Annotated in this window: 14 protein-coding genes; 7 read left to right on the top strand and 7 right to left on the bottom strand. The window is 71.0% G+C overall.

Annotated features, from left to right (window positions below):
• Positions 1-131 precede the first annotated feature (131 nt).
• Complete coding sequence (gene secA / locus ACWCV9_RS34505; RefSeq protein WP_385847329.1) at positions 132-2,942, top strand: preprotein translocase subunit SecA; 2,811 nt, start codon at positions 132-134, stop codon at positions 2,940-2,942.
• Between the two features lie 133 nt (positions 2,943-3,075).
• Here the strand turns inward: secA and ACWCV9_RS34500 are convergent, their stop codons facing one another.
• The gene (locus tag ACWCV9_RS34500) at positions 3,076-3,735 is read right to left on the bottom strand and encodes an Rv3235 family protein (RefSeq protein ID WP_450792551.1); all 660 of its coding nucleotides are present in this window, start codon (positions 3,733-3,735) and stop codon (positions 3,076-3,078) included.
• A 331-nt stretch (positions 3,736-4,066) separates the two neighbouring features.
• Between ACWCV9_RS34500 and ACWCV9_RS34495 the strand changes: the two genes are divergently transcribed.
• Complete coding sequence (locus ACWCV9_RS34495; RefSeq protein WP_450792549.1) at positions 4,067-4,579, top strand: DUF6912 family protein; 513 nt, start codon at positions 4,067-4,069, stop codon at positions 4,577-4,579.
• Between the two features lie 80 nt (positions 4,580-4,659).
• Positions 4,660-5,325, top strand: coding sequence for an HAD family hydrolase (locus ACWCV9_RS34490; RefSeq protein WP_450792547.1), 666 nt, complete (start codon positions 4,660-4,662; stop codon positions 5,323-5,325).
• Between the two features lie 52 nt (positions 5,326-5,377).
• Here the strand turns inward: ACWCV9_RS34490 and ACWCV9_RS34485 are convergent, their stop codons facing one another.
• A complete protein-coding gene (locus ACWCV9_RS34485) occupies positions 5,378-5,944 on the bottom strand; it encodes a DJ-1/PfpI family protein (RefSeq protein ID WP_450792545.1) in 567 nt (188 codons plus the stop codon).
• A gap of 558 nt (positions 5,945-6,502) precedes the next feature.
• On the opposite strand from ACWCV9_RS34485, the gene ACWCV9_RS34480 reads away from it, so the two are divergent.
• From ACWCV9_RS34480 to ACWCV9_RS34470, 3 genes are all read left to right on the top strand, one after another.
• A complete protein-coding gene (locus tag ACWCV9_RS34480; protein ID WP_450792543.1) occupies positions 6,503-11,461 on the top strand; it encodes an NAD-glutamate dehydrogenase in 4,959 nt (1,652 codons plus the stop codon).
• Positions 11,462-11,628: 167 nt separating this feature from the next.
• Positions 11,629-12,105 carry a GtrA family protein gene (locus tag ACWCV9_RS34475; RefSeq protein ID WP_385847336.1) on the top strand — a complete coding sequence of 159 codons (477 nt, stop codon included), beginning with the start codon at positions 11,629-11,631 and terminating at the stop codon, positions 12,103-12,105.
• 97 nt (positions 12,106-12,202) lie between these two features.
• Positions 12,203-13,606, top strand: a complete 1,404-nt coding sequence (locus tag ACWCV9_RS34470; RefSeq protein WP_450792577.1) for a hypothetical protein — start codon at positions 12,203-12,205, stop codon at positions 13,604-13,606.
• A gap of 107 nt (positions 13,607-13,713) precedes the next feature.
• Here the strand turns inward: ACWCV9_RS34470 and ACWCV9_RS34465 are convergent, their stop codons facing one another.
• From ACWCV9_RS34465 to ACWCV9_RS34450, 4 genes are all read right to left on the bottom strand, one after another.
• Positions 13,714-15,375, bottom strand: a complete 1,662-nt coding sequence (locus tag ACWCV9_RS34465) for a glycosyltransferase family 2 protein (protein WP_450792541.1) — start codon at positions 15,373-15,375, stop codon at positions 13,714-13,716.
• A complete protein-coding gene (locus ACWCV9_RS34460) occupies positions 15,372-17,567 on the bottom strand; it encodes a CDP-glycerol glycerophosphotransferase family protein (RefSeq protein WP_450792575.1) in 2,196 nt (731 codons plus the stop codon). The genes ACWCV9_RS34465 and ACWCV9_RS34460 overlap by 4 nt, the downstream gene beginning before the upstream one ends.
• A 220-nt stretch (positions 17,568-17,787) precedes the next feature.
• Positions 17,788-18,585, bottom strand: a complete 798-nt coding sequence (locus ACWCV9_RS34455; RefSeq protein WP_450792539.1) for an ABC transporter ATP-binding protein — start codon at positions 18,583-18,585, stop codon at positions 17,788-17,790.
• On the bottom strand, positions 18,578-19,492 hold the full coding sequence (locus ACWCV9_RS34450) for an ABC transporter permease (protein ID WP_450792537.1): 915 nt from the start codon (positions 19,490-19,492) through the stop codon (positions 18,578-18,580). The genes ACWCV9_RS34455 and ACWCV9_RS34450 overlap by 8 nt, the downstream gene beginning before the upstream one ends.
• Positions 19,493-19,694: 202 nt before the next feature.
• Between ACWCV9_RS34450 and ACWCV9_RS34445 the strand changes: the two genes are divergently transcribed.
• On the top strand, positions 19,695-20,333 hold the full coding sequence (locus tag ACWCV9_RS34445) for a TetR/AcrR family transcriptional regulator (protein ID WP_385847340.1): 639 nt from the start codon (positions 19,695-19,697) through the stop codon (positions 20,331-20,333).
• A gap of 104 nt (positions 20,334-20,437) precedes the next feature.
• Here the strand turns inward: ACWCV9_RS34445 and galE are convergent, their stop codons facing one another.
• Entirely contained in the window at positions 20,438-21,418 is a 981-nt protein-coding gene (galE, locus tag ACWCV9_RS34440) for a UDP-glucose 4-epimerase GalE (RefSeq protein ID WP_450792535.1), read from the bottom strand.
• Positions 21,419-21,470 lie beyond the last annotated feature (52 nt).

Here is a 21,470-nt window from a genome sequence, read left to right as displayed (position 1 = left end):
TCCTGGGTGAAGCAGCCGTCGGGCGCCAGGCCTCCCGGCACGGCGCGGTCCTCGCATACGATGGCCGTTGCTCAGTACGTCACATGGAAAACCGACCGTCCCAGGCCCGACCGGCAAGGAGACCAGCCCCCGTGTCCGTCCTCTCGAAGATCATGCGTGCAGGCGAAGGCAAGATCCTGCGCAAGCTGCACCGCATCGCGGACCAGGTCAACTCCATCGAAGAGGACTTCGTGAACCTCTCCGACGCCGAGCTGCGGGCCCTCACCGAGGAGTACAAGCAGCGCTACGCCGACGGTGAGAGCCTTGACGACCTGCTCCCCGAGGCGTTCGCCACGGTCCGTGAGGCGGCCAAGCGCGTCCTCGGCCAGCGCCATTACGACGTGCAGCTGATGGGCGGCGCCGCGCTCCACCTGGGGTACGTGGCCGAGATGAAGACCGGTGAGGGCAAGACCCTCGTCGGCACGCTGCCCGCGTATCTGAACGCCCTGTCCGGCGACGGCGTCCACCTCATCACGGTCAACGACTACCTGGCCGAGCGCGACTCCGAGATGATGGGCCGCGTCCATAAGTTCCTGGGCCTGAGCGTCGGCTGCATTCTCGCCAACATGACGCCGGCCCAGCGCCGCGAGCAGTACGCGTGCGACATCACCTACGGCACGAACAACGAGTTCGGCTTCGACTACCTGCGCGACAACATGGCGTGGTCGAAGGACGAGCTGGTGCAGCGCGGCCACAACTTCGCCATCGTCGACGAGGTCGACTCCATCCTCATCGACGAGGCCCGTACGCCGCTGATCATCTCCGGCCCGGCCGACCAGGCCACCAAGTGGTACGGCGACTTCGCCAAGCTGGTCACGCGGCTGAAGAAGGGCGAGGCGGGCAACCCGCTCAAGGGCATCGAGGAGACCGGCGACTACGACGTCGACGAGAAGAAGCGCACGGTCGCCATCCACGAGTCCGGTGTCAGCAAGGTCGAGGACTGGCTGGGCATCGACAACCTCTACGAGTCGGTGAACACGCCGCTGGTGGGTTACCTGAACAACGCCATCAAGGCCAAGGAACTCTTCAAGAAGGACAAGGACTACGTCGTCATCGACGGCGAGGTCATGATCGTCGACGAGCACACCGGCCGTATCCTCGCCGGCCGCCGCTACAACGAGGGCATGCACCAGGCGATCGAGGCGAAGGAAGGGGTGGACATCAAGGACGAGAACCAGACCCTCGCCACGATCACCCTCCAGAACTTCTTCCGCCTCTACTCCAAGCTCTCCGGCATGACCGGTACGGCGATGACCGAGGCCGCCGAGTTCCACCAGATCTACAAGCTCGGCGTGGTCCCCATCCCGACCAACCGGCCGATGGTCCGCCTGGACCAGTCGGACCTGATCTACCGCACCGAGGTCGCCAAGTTCGAGGCGGTCGTCGACGACATCGCCGAGAAGCACGAGAAGGGCCAGCCGATCCTCGTCGGCACCACCTCCGTCGAGAAGTCGGAGTACCTCTCGCAGCAGCTCAGCAAGCGCGGCATCCAGCACGAGGTGCTGAACGCCAAGCACCACGAACGTGAGGCGTCGATCGTCGCCCAGGCCGGTCGCAAGGGCGCGGTCACCGTGGCCACCAACATGGCCGGCCGTGGTACGGACATCAAGCTCGGCGGCAACCCCGAGGACCTCGCCGAGGCGGAGCTGCGCCAGCGCGGCCTCGACCCCGAGGAGCACATCGAGGAGTGGGCCGCGGCGCTGCCGGCCGCGCTGGAGCGGGCCGAGGCGGCCGTCAAGGCCGAGAAGGAAGAGGTCGAGAGCCTCGGCGGCCTCTACGTCCTCGGCACCGAGCGGCACGAGTCGCGGCGCATCGACAACCAGCTGCGCGGCCGCTCCGGCCGTCAGGGCGACCCGGGCGAGTCCCGCTTCTACCTGTCCCTCGGCGACGACCTGATGCGCCTGTTCAAGGCCCAGATGGTCGAGCGCGTGATGTCCATGGCGAACGTGCCGGACGACGTGCCGATCGAGAACAAGATGGTCACCCGCGCGATCGCGTCCGCGCAGTCGCAGGTCGAGCAGCAGAACTTCGAGACGCGTAAGAACGTCCTGAAGTACGACGAGGTCCTCAACCGGCAGCGCGAGGTCATCTACGGCGAGCGGCGCCGCGTCCTGGAGGGCGAGGACCTGCACGAGCAGGTGCAGCACTTCATGGACGACACGATCGACGCCTACGTCCAGGCCGAGACCGCCGAGGGCTTCCCGGAGGACTGGGACCTCGACCGGCTGTGGGGCGCCTTCAAGCAGCTGTACCCGGTGAAGGTCACCATCGAGGAGCTGGAGGAGGCCGCCGGTGACCGCGCCGGCCTGACCGCCGAGTTCATCTCCGAGTCCATCAAGGACGACATCCACGAGCAGTACGAGGCGCGCGAGGCGCAGCTCGGCTCCGAGATCATGCGTGAGCTGGAGCGGCGGGTCGTGCTGTCGGTCCTCGACCGCAAGTGGCGTGAGCACCTCTACGAGATGGACTACCTCCAGGAGGGCATCGGCCTGCGCGCGATGGCCCAGAAGGACCCGCTGATCGAGTACCAGCGCGAGGGCTTCGACATGTTCACCGCGATGATGGACGGCATCAAGGAGGAGTCCGTCGGCTACCTGTTCAACCTGGAGGTCCAGGTCGAGCAGCAGGTCGAGGAGGTGCCGGTCGAGGAGGCCGAGCCGGTCGGCGAGGGCGTCCAGGACACGGTGCCGGCGCAGGCCGGTGCCCGCCCGGAGATCCGCGCCAAGGGCCTCGATGTGCCCCAGCGGCGTGATCTGCACTTCTCGGCGCCGACGGTGGACGGCGAGGGCGGCATCGTCGAGCGGGACCTGGAGGAGGACGAGCCGGTGCGCTCCGAGGCCGACGGCCTCACCCGCGCCGAGCGGCGCAAGCAGGCCAAGGGCGGGCGGCGCCGTAAGAAGTAGCGGCATCGTGCGGCCCCTCGAGGGCTGAGAGTCGGGCAGGGCCGGGTTCCTTCGGGAACCCGGCCCGCTTGCGTTCCGCGCCGGGCGCGCCGGGGTCAGTCGGTCTCACGCCCGGGGTGCGCCGGGGCCGGGGTCAGTCGTCCGAGCGCGGGCGCGCCCCGGGGCCGGCCGTCTCCACCGCCGTACAGCGCCAGCGGAGGTCGGCGCCCAGTTCGAGGCGGAAGGCCAGGGCGCGCAGCTGGTCGCCGGCGGAGATCCGGGCGAAGGCCTCGATGGCGCCCTCGGCGGCGACGTAGTAGCCGATGTCGTGGACGACGGGGCGGGTGCCGCGGGCGCGCAGCGGGCCGCGTGCGGCGAGCCGGGCCAGGTCGTCGTAGGCGCGGCCCGCGGTGTGGCGGAGCATCCAGTGCACGGGCCGCTGGCCGCTCAGCACGGCCAGCAGCCGGTCGGCGAAGAGGTCGGTGGGGCGAGGGCGGGGACGCGGCCGCGGTACGGCCGGCTGCGGGGGCGTGACGGCCGTCTGGGGCGCCGTACGGGGCGTCCCGGGCCGAGGCGTCCCGCTGGCCGGTTCGGCTGTCGGAGGCGCCGTACGGGTCCGTTCGGCGGCCTCGGGCGCCGTGCGCGGTGGCTGGGGGCGGGTGCTCCTGCTCGGCGTCCGGGGTGGGGCGCCGCCGGGGCGGCGGGTGTCGTGGCGGGTCGGCGGGCGGTGGCGCGGGCGGGGCTGGCCGGGCCGGCTCATGTCGTTGCCGACGCGGCTCGTGCCCTTGATCGTGCGGCTCATGACCTTGTTCATGGGGATCCCCGTCCGCCGGGCCCGGATCTACCGGGCGGTAACTCGCTGGTGGGGATCTTGTACGGGCCGGGGAAACCGGATGACAAGGGCGGTGGGGGCACAGCGGAAGGGGCGGAGGGATTCACTCATCCGGGTGGCGGAGGGCGGTGCGGAGCCCATCGGGAAGCGGGCAGGGAGGGTGAGTTGTGCGTGACCGGGTGGACGCCGGCCGGGCCCGGGCAGGGGCTCGAAAGGGGACAGCCGCACGTATCCTGAAGGCCCTCCGGGAGCTGCGCCCGCCGCTCTCCCCGAGACCTCCAGCGGAGCCTTTGACCAGGAAAGAGCGGCCAGCATGCGCGTCTACGTCCCCCTGACCCTCCCCGGTCTCGCCACGGCGCACCAGACGGGGGAGCTGGGGAGCGGCCCCTTCGTCGCGTACGCCGTCACCCCCGCGCTGCGCGAGTGGTACGTCTCCGACGACATCGAGGAGCTGGAGTACGCGGCGCTCAGCCGCGCCGCGCTGGCCTCCCTGCGGCAGCTCGCCGCCGACCCGGACGCCGAGCGGCGCCGGGTCGTGGTCGCCGTGGATGTGCCCGAGGGCGCGGTGAGCGTCGACCCCGACCGGGGGCTGGACCCGTCCGCGCTGGGCGAGGTGACCGTGCGGGTGACGGTGCCGCTGGCCAAGGCGGCGGCGGTGCATGTCGACGCCGACGACGCCCGGGCGGATGTGGCCGCGGCGGCGGAGGCGCTCCAGGCGGCGGACGGCGGGGACGACGACGCCCAGTTCGTCGTGGACGGCGCCGACGACCACGAGCTGCTGTGGTACGCCACGCAGGAGATCCCCCACCTGGTCGGGCGCGCCTGACCCGCCCCCTGCGTCCCGGCTGACCTGCGGTCATGCGGCCGGCCGGGGGCGTTGTCAGTGGCGGCCGGTACGGTTTTCGCATGGGGAACGCAAGGGCGCACATCGTCTGGGACTGGAACGGCACGCTGTTCCACGACAACGACGCGATCGTCGGGGCGACGAACGCGGCCTTCGCGGAGCTGGGGCTCGCGCCGATCACGCTGGAGCAGTACCGGTCGCTGTACTGCGTGCCGGTGCCGAGGTTCTACGAGCGGCTGCTCGGCCGGCTGCCGACCGAGGCCGAGTGGGAGCTGATGGACGGGGTCTTCCACCGGCACTACGCCGAGCAGCGCACACGGTGCGGGCTGACCGAGGGGGCGGCGGAGCTGCTGGCGGAGTGGCGGTCGGCGGGGCACAGCCAGTCGCTGCTGAGCATGTACGGGCACGAGGAACTGGTGCCACTGGTGCGGGGGTTCGGGATCGAGGCGCACTTCATACGCGTCGACGGGCGGACCGGGCCGTCCGGGGGCAGCAAGGCCGAGCACATGGTGCGCCACCTCGAGGCGCTGGGCGAGGTGGTGGAGCCGGCGCGGACCGTCGTGATCGGCGATGCGGCGGACGACGCGCTCGCGGCTCGGCGGGTGGGGGCCGGTGCGGTGCTCTACAGCGGGGGCTCGCACAGCCGGGACAGCCTGGAGGAGGCCGGGGCGCCGGTGGTGGACACCTTGGCGGAGGCGGTCGAGGTGGCGCTGCGCATAGCGGCCTAGCCGTCTCCGCCGGCGGTGCAGCCCCCCGGCGCATCCGCGACCAGCGGCGGTCTCAGTCGGCCGGCGCGGTCTTCCTGAGGACCTTCAGGAACTCCCGCATCCACGCCGGATGGTCCGGCCAGGCCCGCGCCGAGACCAGGGGGCCGTCGACCACCGTCTCGGTGTCCTGGAAGCGCGCTCCGGCCGCCTGCATGTCGCATTCCAGCGCGGGGTACGCCGTGACCCGGCGGCCGCGCAGGCCGTCGATCGCGGCGGTGAGCAGCGGACCGTGGCAGATCTGGGCGACGGGCCGGTCGGAGTCGAGGAAGGCCTTGACGATCTTGCGCAGTCCGGGGTCGTTGCGCAGATACTCCGGGGCGCGGCCGCCGGGGATGACCAGGGCGACATAGGCGTCCGGGTCGACCTCCCCGAAGGCGAGGTCGGCGGGCCAGGTGTAGCCGGGCTTCTCGGTGTAGGTGTCGTAGCCGGGCTCGAAGTCATGGACGACGAAACGGAGGGTCTTGCGGGTGGGGGCCGCGATGTGGACCTCGTATCCTTCCTCGCGCAGGCGCTGGTAGGGGTAGAGGACTTCGAGGGACTCCGCTGCGTCGCCGGTGGCGATGAGGATCTTCGGGGCCATGTCGGATGTCAGCTCCTCTGGGCAGGACCGGTCTGGGCAGGGCCGGTGGCGGGGGTGCCGTACCGGGCACGGTGCCTCGCCCGGGCCCGGTTGCCAAGACCGCCGGTTACGTCACCTGTGCCCACCGGGGCGCTGTGCAGAACGTCAAAGTTCACCCCCCGGTTTTGTACACATACGGCTCATGACGGGCCCGGGGTAAGTGGCGATAGCCTTGTGGCGTGATCAGCGCGATAGTTCGCGGGGACGACGCCGTCCCTGCCCTGCGCCCGGGTTGCACGGAGCACCTCCGTGACCGGGCGGCGGTCGCTGGTCTTCGCGGGCGGGACGGGAGCGCGGACGCTCCCCGGACGCCGAGGACGACCCCGGACACGACGGTGCCGAGGGCAGCGTCAGCCACCACGGGTGCGCCGAGAATGGCCGAATACCCCCCGCTCATCTCACCTCGCGGCATAGCGTCTGAACGGACCGGAGATCCCGGGTCGTGGCGTTGTACCGGAGGGGAAGAGACCGTTTTTCCTTCTACGTCACGCAACGGCGCGCGACAGGAGCCAGAGGACAATGCAGACCAAGCTGGACGAAGCCAAGGCCGAGCTGCTCGAGAGGGCTGCCCGGGTAGCTGAGAACAGCCCGGTCGGGGGGCACCTACCGACCGGGACGACGGACGAGGGCACCCCGGACACCCCGGGCGTCTCCGCCGTCACCGACAGCGAATCAGTCCTCGCGTTCCTCCAGCGCTACTACCTGCACACCGCGCCGGAAGACCTGGCCGGCCGCGACCCGGTCGACGTGTTCGGCGCCGCGGTGTCGCACTACCGTCTCGCGGAGAACCGCCCGCAGGGCACCGCGAACGTGCGCGTGCACACCCCGACCGTGGAGGAGAACGGCTGGACGTGCAGCCACACGGTGGTGGAGGTCGTCACCGACGACATGCCGTTCCTGGTCGACTCCGTCACCAATGAGCTGACCCGGCAGGGGCGCGGCATCCATGTCGTCATCCACCCGCAGTTCGTCGTCCGGCGCGATCTGACCGGCAAGCTCCTCGAGGTGCTGCCGACGCCGCCCACCGGCGAGCTGCCGCACGACGCGCACGTCGAGTCCTGGATCCACGTCGAGATCGACCGGGAGACCGACCGCGCCGATCTGAAGCAGATCTCCGCCGACCTGCTGCGCGTCCTGTCCGACGTGCGCGAGGCCGTCGAGGACTGGGAGAAGATGCGGGACGCGGCGGCCCGGCTCGCCGACGGCCTGGAGAGCGAGCCGCTCCCCGCCGACCTGCCCGCGCCGGAGGCCGAGGAGGCCCGCGAGCTGCTGCGCTGGCTCGCCGCCGACCACTTCACCTTCCTCGGCTACCGCGAGTACCAGCTGCGGGACGACGACACGCTCGCCGCCGTGCCCGGCACCGGCCTCGGCATCCTGCGCTCCGACCCGCACCACGCCGAGGACGACCAGCACCCGGTCAGCCCCTCCTTCGAGCGGCTGCCGGCCGACGCCCGCGCCAAGGCCCGCGAGCACAAGCTGCTCGTGCTGACCAAGGCGAACAGCCGGGCCACCGTGCACCGGCCGTCGTACCTGGACTACATCGGCGTCAAGAAGTTCGACGCGGACGGGAACGTCGTCGGCGAGCGGCGCTTCCTCGGTCTGTTCTCCTCCGCCGCCTACACCGAGTCGGTGCGCCGGGTCCCGGTGATCCGCCGCAAGGTGGACGAGGTGCTGGAGCTGGCCGGGTTCTCGCCCAACAGCCACGACGGCCGCGACCTGCTCCAGATCCTGGAGACCTACCCGCGCGACGAGCTGTTCCAGACCCCGGCCGGCGAGCTCCAGGCCATCGTGACCAGCGTGCTCTACCTCCAGGAGCGGCGCCGGCTGCGCCTCTACCTGCGCCAGGACGAGTACGGCCGCTACTACTCGGCGCTCGTCTACCTCCCGCGCGACCGCTACACCACCGGCGTCCGGCTCAGGATCATCGACATCCTGAAGGAGGAACTGGGCGGTGTCAGCGTCGACTTCACCGCCTGGAACACCGAGTCGATCCTGTCCCGGCTGCACTTCGTCGTCCGCGTCCCGCCGGGCACCGAGCTGCCCGAGCTGTCGGACGCCGACAAGGAGCGGATCGAGGCCCGGCTGGTCGAGGCCGCCCGGTCCTGGGCCGACGCGTTCGCCGAGGCGCTCACCGCGGAGCTGGGCGAGGAGCGCGCGGCCGAGGTGCTGCGCCGCTACAACAACGCCTTCCCCGAGGGCTACAAGGCCGACCACACCCCGCGCGCGGCGGTCGCCGACCTCGTCCACCTGGAGCAGCTGAGCGAGGACAAGATCTTCTCGCTGAGCCTGTACGAGCCGGTCGGGGCGGCGCCCGAGGAGCGCCGCTTCAAGATCTACCAGAAGGGCGGCTCGGTCTCCCTCTCGAAGGTGCTGCCGGTGCTCAGCCGGCTCGGCGTCGAGGTCACCGACGAGCGGCCGTACGAACTGCGCTGCGCGGACCGGACGACCGCCTGGATCTACGACTTCGGTCTGCGCATGCCCAAGGCGGCGGGCCACGGCGGCGAGTACCTCGGCGACGACGCCCGTGAGCGCTTCCAGGAGGCGTTCGCCGCGACCTGGACCGGCCAGGCGGAGAACGACGGCTTCAACGCGCTGGTGCTGAGCGCCGGGCTGAGCTGGCGGCAGGCGATGGTGCTGCGCGCCTACGCGAAGTACCTGCGGCAGGCCGGTTCGACCTTCTCGCAGGACTACATGGAGGACACCCTCCGCAACAACGTGCACACCACCCGGCTGCTGGTGTCGCTGTTCGAGGCGCGGATGTCCCCGGACCGGCAGAAGGCCGGGCTCGAGCTGATCGACGCGCTGCTCGAAGAGGTCGACGCGGCCCTCGACCAGGTGGCCTCGCTGGACGAGGACCGGATCCTGCGGTCCTTCCTGACCGTCATCAAGGCGACCCTGCGCACCAACTTCTTCCAGGAGGCGGAGGGCGGCAAGCCGCACGCGTACGTCTCCATGAAGTTCGACCCGCAGGCCATCCCGGACCTGCCCGCACCGCGCCCGGCGTACGAGATCTGGGTGTACTCGCCGCGCGTCGAGGGTGTGCACCTGCGCTTCGGCAAGGTCGCGCGCGGTGGCCTGCGCTGGTCCGACCGGCGCGAGGACTTCCGCACCGAGATCCTCGGCCTGGTCAAGGCGCAGATGGTGAAGAACACCGTCATCGTGCCGGTGGGCGCCAAGGGCGGCTTCGTCGCCAAGCAGCTGCCGGACCCGGGCGTGGACCGGGACGCGTGGCTGGCCGAGGGCATCGCCAGCTACAAGACGTTCATCTCGGCGCTGCTCGACATCACCGACAACATGGTGGCCGGCGAGGTCGTGCCCCCGCAGGACGTCGTCCGGCACGACGGCGACGACACCTACCTGGTCGTCGCGGCCGACAAGGGCACCGCGACCTTCTCGGACATCGCCAACGGCGTCGCCGAGAAGTACAACTTCTGGCTCGGTGACGCCTTCGCCTCCGGCGGCAGCGCGGGCTACGACCACAAGGGCATGGGCATCACCGCGCGCGGCGCCTGGGAGTCCGTCAAGCGGCACTTCCGCGAGCTGGGCGTGGACACGCAGAGCGAGGACTTCACGGTCGTCGGCATCGGTGACATGTCCGGTGACGTGTTCGGCAACGGCATGCTGCTCTCCGAGCACATCCGCCTGGTCGCCGCCTTCGACCACCGGCACATCTTCATCGACCCGAACCCGGACGCGGCCACCTCCTACGCCGAGCGCCGCCGCCTGTTCGAGCTGCCCCGCTCCAGCTGGGCCGACTACAACACCGAGCTGCTGTCGGCGGGCGGCGGGATCTTCCCGCGCAGCGCCAAGTCGATCCAGCTCAACGCCCACATCCGCGAGGCCCTCGGGATCGCCGACAAGGTCACCAAGATGACCCCGGCCGACCTGATGAAGGCCATCCTCCAGGCCCCGGTGGACCTGCTGTGGAACGGCGGCATCGGCACGTACGTGAAGTCGTCCGCCGAGACCCACGCCGACGTCGGCGACAAGGCCAACGACGCCATCCGCGTCGACGGCAAGGACCTGCGCGTCAAGGTCGTCGGCGAGGGCGGCAACCTGGGCCTGACCCAGCTCGGCCGGATCGAGTTCGCCATGAGCGGCGGCAAGATCAACACCGACGCCATCGACAACAGCGCCGGCGTGGACACCTCCGACCACGAGGTGAACATCAAGATCCTGCTGAACGGCCTGGTCGCGGACGGCGACATGACCGTCAAGCAGCGCAACAAGCTGCTCGCCGAGATGACCGACGAGGTCGGCGCGCTGGTCCTGCGCAACAACTACGCGCAGAACACCGCGCTCGCCAACGCGCTCTTCCAGGCCAAGGACATGCTCCACGCCCAGCAGCGCTTCCTGCGCCACCTGGTGCGCGAGGGCCATCTGGACCGGGCGCTGGAGTTCCTGCCGGCCGACCGGCAGATCCGCGAGCGGCTCGCCCAGGGGCACGGCCTGACCGGGCCGGAGACGGCCGTCGTCCTGGCGTACACGAAGATCACGGTCGCCGAGGAGCTGCTGCACACCTCGCTGCCGGACGACCCCTACCTGCGCAGCCTGCTGCACGCGTACTTCCCGACGGCGCTGCGCGAGCGCTTCGCCGAGGCGGTCGACAACCACCCGCTGCGCCGTGAGATCACCACGACCGTGCTGGTCAACGACACGGTCAACACGGGCGGTACGACGTATCTGCACCGGATGCGCGAGGAGACCGGAGCCTCGCTGGAGGAGATCGTCCGCGCCCAGACCGCGGCCCGTGCGATCTTCTCCTCGGCGCCGGTGTGGGACGCGGTCGAGGCGCTGGACAACCGGGTCGACGCGGCCGTGCAGACCCGCATCCGGCTGCACTCGCGCCGCCTGGTCGAGCGCGGCACGCGCTGGCTGCTCAACAACCGGCCGCAGCCGCTCCAGCTCGCCGAGACCGTCGAGTTCTTCGCGGAGCGGGTCGAGCGGGTCTGGCAGGAGCTGCCGAAGCTGCTGCGCGGCGCGGACCTGGAGTGGTACCAGCACGTGTACGACGAGCTGTCCTCGGCCGGGGTCCCGGACGAGCTGGCCACCCGCGTGGCCGGGTTCTCCTCCGCCTTCCCGACGCTCGACATCGTGTCCGTCGCCGACCGCATGGGCAAGGAGCCGCTGGACGTCGCCGAGGTGTACTACGACCTCGCCGACCGGCTCAGCATCACCCAGCTGATGGACCGCATCATCGAGCTGCCGCGCAACGACCGCTGGCAGTCCATGGCCCGCGCCTCCATCCGCGAGGACCTGTACGCGGCGCACGCGGCGCTCACTGCGGACGTCCTCGCGGTGGGCAACGGCACCTCGACGCCGGAGCAGCGGTTCAAGGCGTGGGAGCAGAAGAACGCGCCCATCCTGAGCCGGGCGCGCACCACCCTGGAGGAGATCCGCGGCTCGGACTCCTTCGACCTCGCCAACCTGTCGGTGGCGATGCGTACGATGCGGACGCTGCTGCGCACGCACTCGTAGTCGTACGAGATCTCGTCGTCGACCTCGTCGTCGTACGAGACGGAGAACGCCCCGGGCTGACGGGACATCGGCCCGGGGCGTTCCGTTTCTTGCGAAGCCTTAGCCAAAAATGATCGGTGAATTTACCGTTTCCTGCTCATCGGTGCCTTTCGGATAGGGTCTGCCGTGTGACTGTGAACCTCACCGAGATCCGCCCGGTCGCGCCCCCCGCGCCGGCACCGGCCCGGCCCGTCACGCGTGTCGTGCTGGAGGTCGTGAAATTCGGGATCGTCGGCGGCAGCGGTGTCCTCGTCAATTTCCTGATCTTCAACCTGCTGCTGCACGGCCTGGGTTGGCAGGCGATGACCGCCACGGTCCTGGCCAGCGTTATCGCGATGGCGACGAATTACCTGGGCTTCCGCTATTTCACCTATCGCGACCGGTCCTCGCGCAGCCGCAGCCAGATCGTCTTGTTCTTCGTCTTCAGCGGGCTGGGCGTGCTGATGGAGATCGGCCTGTTCTGGGTCGGCTACCACGGCTTCGGTCTGCACAGCGTGGCCGGGTCGAACCTGGCGAAGGCGCTGTCGATCGTGCTCGCCTCCGCATTCCGTTTCGTCGTCTATCGCACGTGGGTGTTCCAGCAGGATGCGCGCCGCGCCGTCTGAGCTCGAAGAACAGGTGAGCCGCCGCGTGCCGTCCGACGGCACCGCGCGGGCGGGCCGCGTGCTGCCGCAGACGGCCGCGGCGCTCGTGCTGCTGCTGATGCTGCTGGTGATCGTCCGCCTGCCGTGGATGGGCGACCTCGGCATGCACGCGGCCACCATCCAGCGCCTCCGGCACGACCTGCTGCATCCCGGCAACCCGCTGGTCGACGCGGACACGCCGAGCCCGTACTACTCGCCGTGGATGCTGGTGCTGGGCGCGGTCGCCAAGGTGTCCGGGCTGTCGGTGTTCGTGGTGCTCCGGCTCGGCGCGCTCACCGGGCTCGGGCTGCTGGTCACGGGCGTGTGGCGGTACGTCCGCACGTACACCCCCCATCGCGCGGCCCCGGCCCTGGCCCTGCTCAGCCTGGTCTTCCTCTGGGGCCCGGCCGTTCTCAACTGGAGCGGCTTCGTCGGGCTGAACTCGCTCGCGCTGACCGTGTCGTACCCGAGTGTCCTCGCGCTCGGCCTCGCCTTCCACTTCTGGGCATGGCTGACCCGCGCGGTGCGGGCGGAGCCGGTGTGGGGCTGGGGCAGGTGGTCGGGGCTCGGTCTGTTCTGGGCGCTGATCCTGCTCTGCCACCAGTTCACCGGGGTGGTGGCGACGATCGGCGCGCTGGCCACGGTGATCGCCGCGCGCCCGGGCCGCGAGGTCTGGCTGCGCCTCGGCGCCGGGCTGGCCCTCGGGGTGCTGCTGCTGTGGCTCTGGCCGTACTACGACTTCTTCGCGCTGTTCTCCGCGGGAGCGGACCTGGAGGCCATCCACAAGCCGCTGTACACGCACCTGGCCGAGCGGTTCGGGCTGGTGCTGCTGGGGGTGGCGGCGCTGGCCCTGCGCCTGCGCCGGGACCGCTGGGACCCGCTGGTGCTGTTCTTCGCCCTCGGCGCGCTGGTGTTCGCGGCGGGCGGGCTGACCGGGCACTACTCCTGGGGCCGTGCACTGCCCGCCGCGCTGATCCCGGCGCAGCTCGCGGCCGCGCTGGAGGTCGTGTCGTGCTGCCGGCGGGCGGTGCGGGCCTGGTGGGCGTGCGCGCTGGGTGCGGCGCTGCTGGTGGGAGCGTGGGGGCAGGCGGGGACGCTCGGCTATGTGACGGGCAGGAGTGCGCTGCCCGCGGTGGTCGCGGAGAAGTACCGGACGCCGTGGGCGGGGTACCGGTGGATCACGCCGTGGGTGCGGTACGGGGATGTGGTGATGGCTCGGACGATGCCGGCCCGGCAGATCCCCGCGTACGGTCCGTACACCGTGGCGCCGGGGTATCCGGATGTGTTTCTGCCGGATGCGGGGCGCAGGGAGGCCGCGGTGCGGCGGTACTTCGACGCGGGGACCTCCGGTGAGGTGCGGAGGGGGATTCTGCGGGAGTACGGGGTGCGGTGGGTTGTGGGGCCGCGGGGGATCGCGGGTGCGGGGCTGGAGCGGGTTGCTGGGGGGCCGGGGGGTCAGGTGTTGTATCGGGTGGTGGGGTGAGGCCCGGGTGAGCTGGGGGGTGAGCGCCCCGAAGGGGCGCGGGGAACTGCGCGACCAGCCACCCCGCACCCGCAACCGAACCTGAAAACGCCCCCTACTCGGAACCACTACCTCAGGACGCTGGCCAGCAGGCGGGCCGCCTTGCGGACCTTGGGGCGGGCCAGGGTGTGGAAGGCGGGGCGGATGACCTGGGCCGTGATGCCCGTGGGGCGCCAGCGGAGCTGGAGGCGGCCGGGGTTGCGCCCCTCCGGTTCGACGGTGACCTCGTGCGGGGTCGCGCCGGAGCGGTAGTCGACGCGGGCCGTGCGGACCGGGAAGTCCAGGGGGGCCAGCAGCACGCCCGAGTGGGAGAGGCCCTGCTGGGACAGCCGGACCACCGGGTGCCGTACGCCGTCGAAGCCCTGGAGAGGGAGCGGCGCGGCGGCCAGGTCGAGGTGGACCGTGCCCTCGAAGATGCCCGGGCGGACCGGGTCCAGGCGGAACGGGACCGTCATCCGGCGCCCGGGGGCGAGGACGAGGCCGGCCCGCTGGGGGCCCACGGGAAGCCGCAGACCCGGGTCGTACGTACGGATCCGCAGGTTCAGTGAGGCCCCGGAACCGGCCGTCAGCTCGGTGATCTCGTGCCGGAACTGCGCGGTGGTGAAGGGCCGGGTGTCCAGCTCCAGGTCGGACAGGTCCAGTTCGCGGCGGGACTGCTCGGAGGCGGGGACGCTGTCGCCCCAGTAGGGGGTGCCGGCCGCGTCGGTGGTGATCCGGCGCGGAGCGACTCCGTGGCCGAGGCCGCGCGCCGCCGCTTGCGCGTCGCCGAGACGGCCGTCGCGGACCAGCTGGAGGATCACCCGCTCGGGGCGGGGAAGGCGGGCGTACGCGCCGGGGGAGAGGGTCTCCAGATAGGGGTTCATGATGTCGGCGAACGCCCGCAGCCACTCCTCGTCGCGGTAGGGCAGGTCGCCGGCGTACATGCGGAAGTCGTGCTTGAGGAACTTGTAGTCCTTGTCCTCGCGCAGCCCCGCGTGCCCGCTCTCCACGAGGAAGTCGTCGATCAGCCGCTGGACATGGACCCGGTCGCGGACGTTGCTGACCTTGTGCCGCTGGTTGGAGATGGACGCCGAGGCCGCCGCCGCGTACGGGTCGATGTACCAGACGTACACCGGGTCCGGGATGATCGTGAACGCCTTGGCCAGGCAGTACGCCTGGGCCGAGAACAGCTGGTCCTCGTAGTGGATGCCCTCGGGGAAGCGGAGTTCGTGCCGGTCCAGGAAGGAACGGGCGTACATCTTGCTGGTGGAGAGGTGCTCGAACAGCAGTCGCGGGTCCGCCTCGATGCCCTCCAGCGTGCGGTGCTCGGCGACCAGGTGCGGCATCCAGGTGGAGCGGCGGCCGTTGTCCACCCGTACCCGCCGTACCGCGCCCATGGTGAAGTCGACCTCGCGCTCGCGGTGCGCGGCGAGCAGCAACTCGACCGCGCGCGGCGTCAGTTCGTCGTCGCTGTCGAGGAACATCAGATACGGCGCGCGGGCGATCTCGACGGCCCGGTTGCGCGGCGCGCTGCATCCGCCGCTGTTCTCCGGCAGCCGCAGATAGCGGATGCGCTCGTCCTGGGCCGCCAGCCGCCGGGCCACCTCGGGGGTGTCGTCGGTCGAGTGGTCGTCGCTGATGATGATCTCGATGTTGGCGTGCGTCTGCGCGCGCAGCGAGGCGACCGCGCGGGGGAGGCGGGCCGCGTCGTTGAAGACGATGACCGTGACCGTGACGTCGGGGGTGGTCATGCGGTGGCCTCCTCGGGGGTCGGGGCGGGGGTGCGTTCTTCGAGGGGGAGCACCGGCGGCAGTGCCTCTTCCGGCTCGCCGAGGAACACCCGGCGGACGACCCGCTCGGCGGCGCGGCCGTCGTCGTACTCGCAGAACCGGCGGCGGAACGCGGCCCGCGCCTTGGCCGCGCTCTCGTCGCGCCAGGCGCCGGAGAGGAAGATCTCGGTGAGTTCCTCCTGGGTGGTGGCGACCTGGCCGGGGTGGTCCGTCATCAGGTCGAAGTAGACGCCCCGGGTGGTGCGGTAGGTCTCCCAGTCGTCGGCGTAGACGACGATCGGCCGGTCCAGGTTGGCGTAGTCGAACATGATCGAGGAGTAGTCCGTGACCAGGGCGTCGGCGGCCAGGCACAGCTCCTCGACGGGGTCGTAGGAGGAGACGTCGATGAGCCGGCCGGTGCGGCGCAGACCGGTGAGCGGGGAGGCGGCGCCGCCGTAGAAGTAGTGGGCGCGGACCAGCAGGACGGTGTTCTCGCCGAGCCGGTCGGCGAGGGCGGCCAGGTCCAGGCGCGGGGTGAAGCCGGCCTCGTAGTCGCGGTGGGTGGGGGCGTACAGGACGGCCGTCTTGCCGGGCGGGATGCCGAGGCGTTCACGGGCCGCGCGGACCGCGCCGGCGTCGGCCGTGTAGAAGACGTCGTTGCGCGGATAGCCGTGGTCGAGGGAGGTGAAGCGGGCCGGGTAGGCGCGTTCCCACATCCGGGTGGAGTGGCTGTTGGCGCTGACGCTGTAGTCCCACTTGTCGATGCGGGCCAGCAGGGCGTTGAAGTCCAGGCCCTTGGCGGCGGCCGGGTGCTCCATCTGGTCCAGGCCCATCCGCTTGAGCGGGGTGCCGTGGTGGGTCTGGAGGTGGATCGCGTCGGGGCGTTTGACCACCGCGTTGGGGAAGTTGACGTTGTTGACGAGGTACTTGGCGGTGGCCAGGGTCTCCCAGTAGCGGCGGGTGCCGGGCACGATGTGGTCGGTGCCGGGCGGCAGCAGGGCCTCGTTGTCCTTGGACACGACCCACACCGGGTGGATGTGCGGGGCGAGTTCGCGCAGCTTGGCGGCGATGGCGGCCGGGTTGCAGGCCACCCCGCGCTCCCAGTAGGCCGCGAACACGGCCAGGTTCGGGTCGACCGGACGGCTCAGAGCGCGCCGGTACTGGAGGTCGCGGACCTTGGTGCCCAGCTCGCGCTTACGGGTCCGTACGGCCTTCTTGGCGGTGCGGCGGGCCCGGTTGGCGGCCTGGAAGGCGCGGTACTTGGTGTAGGCGCCCTCCTCCAGCAGCGCGTGCCGTACGCCTTCCAGGCCCGCGGGGCGCTCGTGGCGCTCGGGGCGCCAGCGGACGGCGGCGAGGGAGGCGCGGCGGAAGAACTCGCGGGCCACCGGGTCGGGCAGGTTCTCGCCGGCGAAAGTGCGCACCAGGTCGCGCACCATCAGGTCGTAGAGCGTGGTGCGGGCGGCGCGCCGGTCCTGGGTGAGCGGGAGCAGCGACTCGTAGCGGTCGATGAGCGCGAGGCGGTCCTCGGGGGCGAGCGGCGGCAGGCTCTCGGGGCGCAGTTCGCGGTTCTCGTACGCCGCCTGGTTCAGGCAGGCGATCCGGCGGGCCCGCAGCAGGGTCTCGTACGCCGCGTGCGCCTCGTCGTCGGTGCTGAGCCGCTGCTCGTGCGCCCGCCAGAAGTCGGCGCGCACGGCGCGGTTGCCGAGCAGCGGGGTGAGGCGCAGCAGGTCGGCGGCCTCGTCCAGGGGGAGCGGCTCGCGGCCGACGGCGGCGAGGAAGCGGCCGTCGCGGGAGGGCCGGGCGGCGGACTGCCAGGTGGTGGTGACGTGGTCGAAGAGGAGGACGTCGACGGTGTCGTCCAGTTCGGCGACGCGCTCGGCGACCATTCGGGTGGCGCCGGCCGGCAGCCCGTCCTTGGCGTGCACGAAGTGCAGCCAGCGGCCGGAGGCGCGGGCGGCACCGGCCGCGCGGGCCGCCGCGTCGCCGGTGCCCTCCGGGAGGGGTACGGCGATGGTCTCGGGGGCGTGCGCCTCGGCCGTCTCGCGCGCCCAGGCGCCGACGGCGGCGACGATCACCTCGACGTCGGGCAGGGGCCGTGCCTCGAGTGAACCGAGCAGCTCGGTCAGATGCCCCTGTGCGTTCGGTCCGTGGACGATGACGCTGAGGTGGGGCATCGTGAAGGACTCCTTGGGCTTGTCGTCTCCGGGCGTCTCAGTGCGCACCTTTCATAACATACTGTCACTAGGAGGATGAAAGGGATAACGGCGCTCTGGGTAAGAGAGTGGGGCGGGGCCCGGAAGGGAAGACGTGTTTCCCGGGCCCTGGGTTGCCCTCCGGGCGGCATTCATACGCCGTTCATACGCTCCGCGCCCCCGGATGCCGCCTTTTTCACCCTCACGCGGCCTTCTTGTCGCCGGTGAAGGCCTCGTACTCCTTCATGACGTCCTCGGTCGGCCCGTCCATGCGCAGCTCGCCGCGCTCCAGCCACAGCACCCGCTCGCACGTGTCGCGGATGGACTTGTTGTTGTGGCTGACAAGGAAGACCGTGCCCGCCTTCTCGCGCAGCTCGCGGATGCGTTCCTCCGAACGCATCTGGAACTTGCGGTCGCCGGTGGCCAGGGCCTCGTCGATGAGGAGCACGTCGTGGTCCTTGGCGGCGGCGATGGAGAAGCGCAGCCGGGCGGCCATGCCGGAGGAGTAGGTGCGCATCGGAAGGGTGATGAAGTCGCCCTTCTCGTTGATGCCGGAGAACTCGACGATGTCGTCGTAGCGCTCCCTGACCTGCTCCCGGGACATGCCCATGGCGAGGCCGCCCAGGTGGACGTTGCGCTCGCCGGTGAGGTCGTTCATCAGGGCGGCGTTGACGCCGAGGAGGGAGGGCTGGCCGTTGGTGTAGATATGGCCGTTCTCCACGGGGAGCAGCCCGGCGACCGCCTTGAGCAGCGTCGACTTGCCGGAGCCGTTGGTGCCGATGAGCCCGATCGCCTCGCCCTTGTAGGCGACGAACGAGACGTTCTTCACCGCGTGCACCCGGCGTACGCCGGCCGCCTTCTCGGCCTGCTTGCGGCGCAGGATGCGGTTGAGGGCGGCGGTGGCGGAGCCGCGGCCGGAGCCGGTGCCGTTGACCCGGTAGACGATGTCGACGCCGTCGGCGACGACGGTGGGGACCCTTGCTTCGGTGTGCTCAGCCACGGCCGTACTTCTCCTCAGCCTTCCAGAAGTAGATGAATCCGCCGACGCCGGCGAGCAGGGCCCAGCCGGTCGCCGTCGCCCACACGTGCGGCGGCAGCTGCTTGGCGTGGAAGCTCTTGATCAGCGCGTAGCGCATGAGGTCGATGTAGACCGCGGCCGGGTTGTTCTCCAGCAGGATCGTGACGATGTGCGGCAGGTGGTCCTTCTTGGTGAGCTTGCTGATGCTCCACATCACGCCGGAGACGTACATCCAGGTGCGCAGCACGAACGGCATCAGCTGGGCGATGTCCGGGGTCTTGGCGCCCATCCGCGCCATGATCATCGCCATGCCCGCGTTGAACAGGAACTGGAGGAACAGTGCGGGGATCACCAGCAGCCAGCCGGGGGTGACCGGCAGGCCGAAGCCGAGCAGGATGACCACCAGCGCGGCCATCGAGAACAGCAGCTGCTGGAGCTGCTGGATGCAGAAGGAGATCGGCAGGGCGGCGCGCGGGAAGTGCAGGGCGCGCACCAGGCCGAGGTTGCCGGAGATCGCGCGGGTGCCGACCTGGATCGAACTCTGCGTGAACGTCCACACGAACACGCCGGTGACCAGGAACGGGACGTAGTCCGGGACGCCCTTCTTGGTGCCGAGCAGCACGCCGAAGATGAAGTAGTAGACCGCCGCGTTCAGCAGCGGGGTCATGACCTGCCAGACCTGGCCGAGCTTGGCCTCGCTGTACTGGGCGGTGAGCTTGGCGGTGGCGAACGCGGTGATGAAGTGGCGCCGGGCCCACAGCTGGCCGATGTACTCGCGCAGGGTGGGGCGGGCGCCGCTGACCGTCAGGCCGTGGCGGGCGGCCAGCGCCGCCAGATCGTCGTCTTCCGGGGCCTGGGTGGGGGGCGGTGTGTGGAGGACCTGGCTCACATCCGCTGCTTTCGCTCGGGGGAGGGGGGAGCTGCGTCCGACTCTGGCGGGGCCGCAGCCGGCCGGTCCGGCGTCCGGCGTTTCCTTACGCTTCTCTTCACGTTCTCTTACGTCGGGACGGGACCGTATCGTCGTAACGCGAGAGTAGAACCATTTGACGTCGGAACGCAACCGTTTCGTCGTCACGCCCTATGCTGTTCGTATGACGACGAACGCCGGCGAGTCCGCCACCCCGCCGACACCCCGTCCGCGCCGCCGGGCCCCGGCCGGTGCGGCGGTGCTCCGCGAGGACGTGACCGAGGCCATCCGGGGGGCGGTCTTCGAGGAGCTGGCCGCGGTCGGGTACGCGCGCATGAGCATCGAGGGGATCGCGCGGCGGGCGGGCGTCGGCAAGACGGCGGTGTACCGGCGCTGGCGGTCGAAGCTGCACCTGGTGCTGGACGTGGTCTCGGCCATGGCGGTGCTCGGCCTGCCGGTCCCCGACACCGGCTCGCTGGAGGCCGACCTGCGGCTGCTCTACGAGGTCACGTCCCGTGCGCTGCGCCATCCGGTCGCCTCCCAGATCATCCCCGACCTCCAGGCCGAGGCGGCCCGCAACCCCGACATCGCGGAGGCCTTCCAGAGGGCGCTGCGGGACGGCCAGGAGGGGGTGGCCAGCAAGATCGTGGCGGCGGCGCAGGCGCGGGGCGAGCTGCGGGCGGACCTCGACGCGGACCTCACCCTGGACCTGATCTCCGGCCCGCTGTACTGGCGCGCGGTGGTCATCCGCTCCCCGAAGCCGCCGAAGGGGTACCTGGCCCAGCTGGCCCGGGCCACGGCGGGAGCGCTCAAGGCCTTGTGACCCGCCGGCCCCCGGGCGCGGACCGAGCAGGCGGCCCTCGGTGAGACGGGCCGGCTCGGCCGCGGTGTGTCCCAGGGGTGGTGACGACGGCGTAGGGCCTTCCGTCAGCCTCGGGAGGCCTCGGGGTGGAGGCGGAGCCAGCCCTGCCAGGCGGAGGTGATCATGTCCTGGATGTCGTGCCTGGCCTTCCAGGACAGTTCCGTGCTGATGCGGTCGGCCGAGGCGACCACCCGGGCGGGGTCGCCGGGGCGGCGCGGGGTGACGGTGGGGGCGCGGTCGTAGCCGGTGACCGCGTTGATGAGGTCGATCATCTCGCGCACGGAGACCCCTTCGCCCCGGCCGATGTTGAGGGTGAGGTCGGTGCCGGGGGCGGCGGCGAGGGCGCGGGCGGCGGCCACATGCGCCTCGGCCAGGTCGACGACGTGGATGTAGTCGCGGATGCAGGTGCCGTCGGGGGTGGGGTAGTCGTCGCCGAAGATCCGCGGCGCGGCGCCCTCCGTCAGCTTCTCGAAGACCATCGGGACGAGGTTGAAGACCCCCGTGTCGGCCAGCTCCGGAGCCGCCGCGCCGGCCACGTTGAAGTAGCGGAGGCAGGCGGTGGCGAGGCCGGTGGCCTTCCCCGCGGCGCGGACCAGCCACTCACCGGCGAGCTTCGTCTCGCCGTAGGGGGACATCGGCCGACAGGGGGTCTCCTCGGTCACCAGGTCCACGTCCGGCATGCCGTAGACCGCCGCGGAGGAGGAGAAGAGGAAGGACGGGACGCCCGCGTCCGTGACCGCCTGGAGCAGGACCCGCAGGCCCTCCACGTTCTCGTGGTAGTAGTGCAGCGGGCGCTCCACCGACTCGCCCACCTGCTTCTTCGCCGCCAGGTGTACGACACCGGTGATCCGGTGCTCGGCGAGCGTGCGGGCGACCAGGGCGCCGTCCAGGGTGGAGCCGTGCACCAGCGGCACCTCCGCCGGTACCCGCTCGGCGATGCCCGTGGAGAGGTCGTCGTAGACGACCGCGCGCTCGCCCGCTTCCGTCATGGCGCGGACGACATGGGCCCCGATGTATCCGGCGCCGCCGGTGATCAGCCAGGTCATGTGCGGCGTCTCCTCGTCAGTCGGCCCGGCCCCCTCCGCGGGGCACGGGCAT

The sequence above is a fragment of the Streptomyces sp. NPDC001606 genome (genome assembly GCF_053596835.1).
Note: the sequence above shows the minus strand (reverse complement) of the source record. Positions and strands in the feature narration are given on the sequence as shown.

What these genes read in the sequence shown, in the direction of transcription:
- ACWCV9_RS34500 (WP_450792551.1), bottom strand. Translation starts at nt 3,735, where the DNA reads ATGAACAAGGTCATGAGCCGCACGATCAAGGGCACGAGCCGCGTCGGC.
- ACWCV9_RS34495 (WP_450792549.1), top strand. Translation starts at nt 4,067, where the DNA reads ATGCGCGTCTACGTCCCCCTGACCCTCCCCGGTCTCGCCACGGCGCAC.
- ACWCV9_RS34490 (WP_450792547.1), top strand. Translation starts at nt 4,660, where the DNA reads ATGGGGAACGCAAGGGCGCACATCGTCTGGGACTGGAACGGCACGCTG.
- ACWCV9_RS34485 (WP_450792545.1), bottom strand. Translation starts at nt 5,944, where the DNA reads ATGGCCCCGAAGATCCTCATCGCCACCGGCGACGCAGCGGAGTCCCTC.
- ACWCV9_RS34480 (WP_450792543.1), top strand. Translation starts at nt 6,503, where the DNA reads ATGCAGACCAAGCTGGACGAAGCCAAGGCCGAGCTGCTCGAGAGGGCT.
- ACWCV9_RS34470 (WP_450792577.1), top strand. Translation starts at nt 12,203, where the DNA reads ATGCTGCTGGTGATCGTCCGCCTGCCGTGGATGGGCGACCTCGGCATG.
- ACWCV9_RS34465 (WP_450792541.1), bottom strand. Translation starts at nt 15,375, where the DNA reads ATGACCACCCCCGACGTCACGGTCACGGTCATCGTCTTCAACGACGCG.
- ACWCV9_RS34460 (WP_450792575.1), bottom strand. Translation starts at nt 17,567, where the DNA reads ATGCCCCACCTCAGCGTCATCGTCCACGGACCGAACGCACAGGGGCAT.
- ACWCV9_RS34445 (WP_385847340.1), top strand. Translation starts at nt 19,695, where the DNA reads ATGACGACGAACGCCGGCGAGTCCGCCACCCCGCCGACACCCCGTCCG.
- galE (WP_450792535.1), bottom strand. Translation starts at nt 21,418, where the DNA reads ATGACCTGGCTGATCACCGGCGGCGCCGGATACATCGGGGCCCATGTC.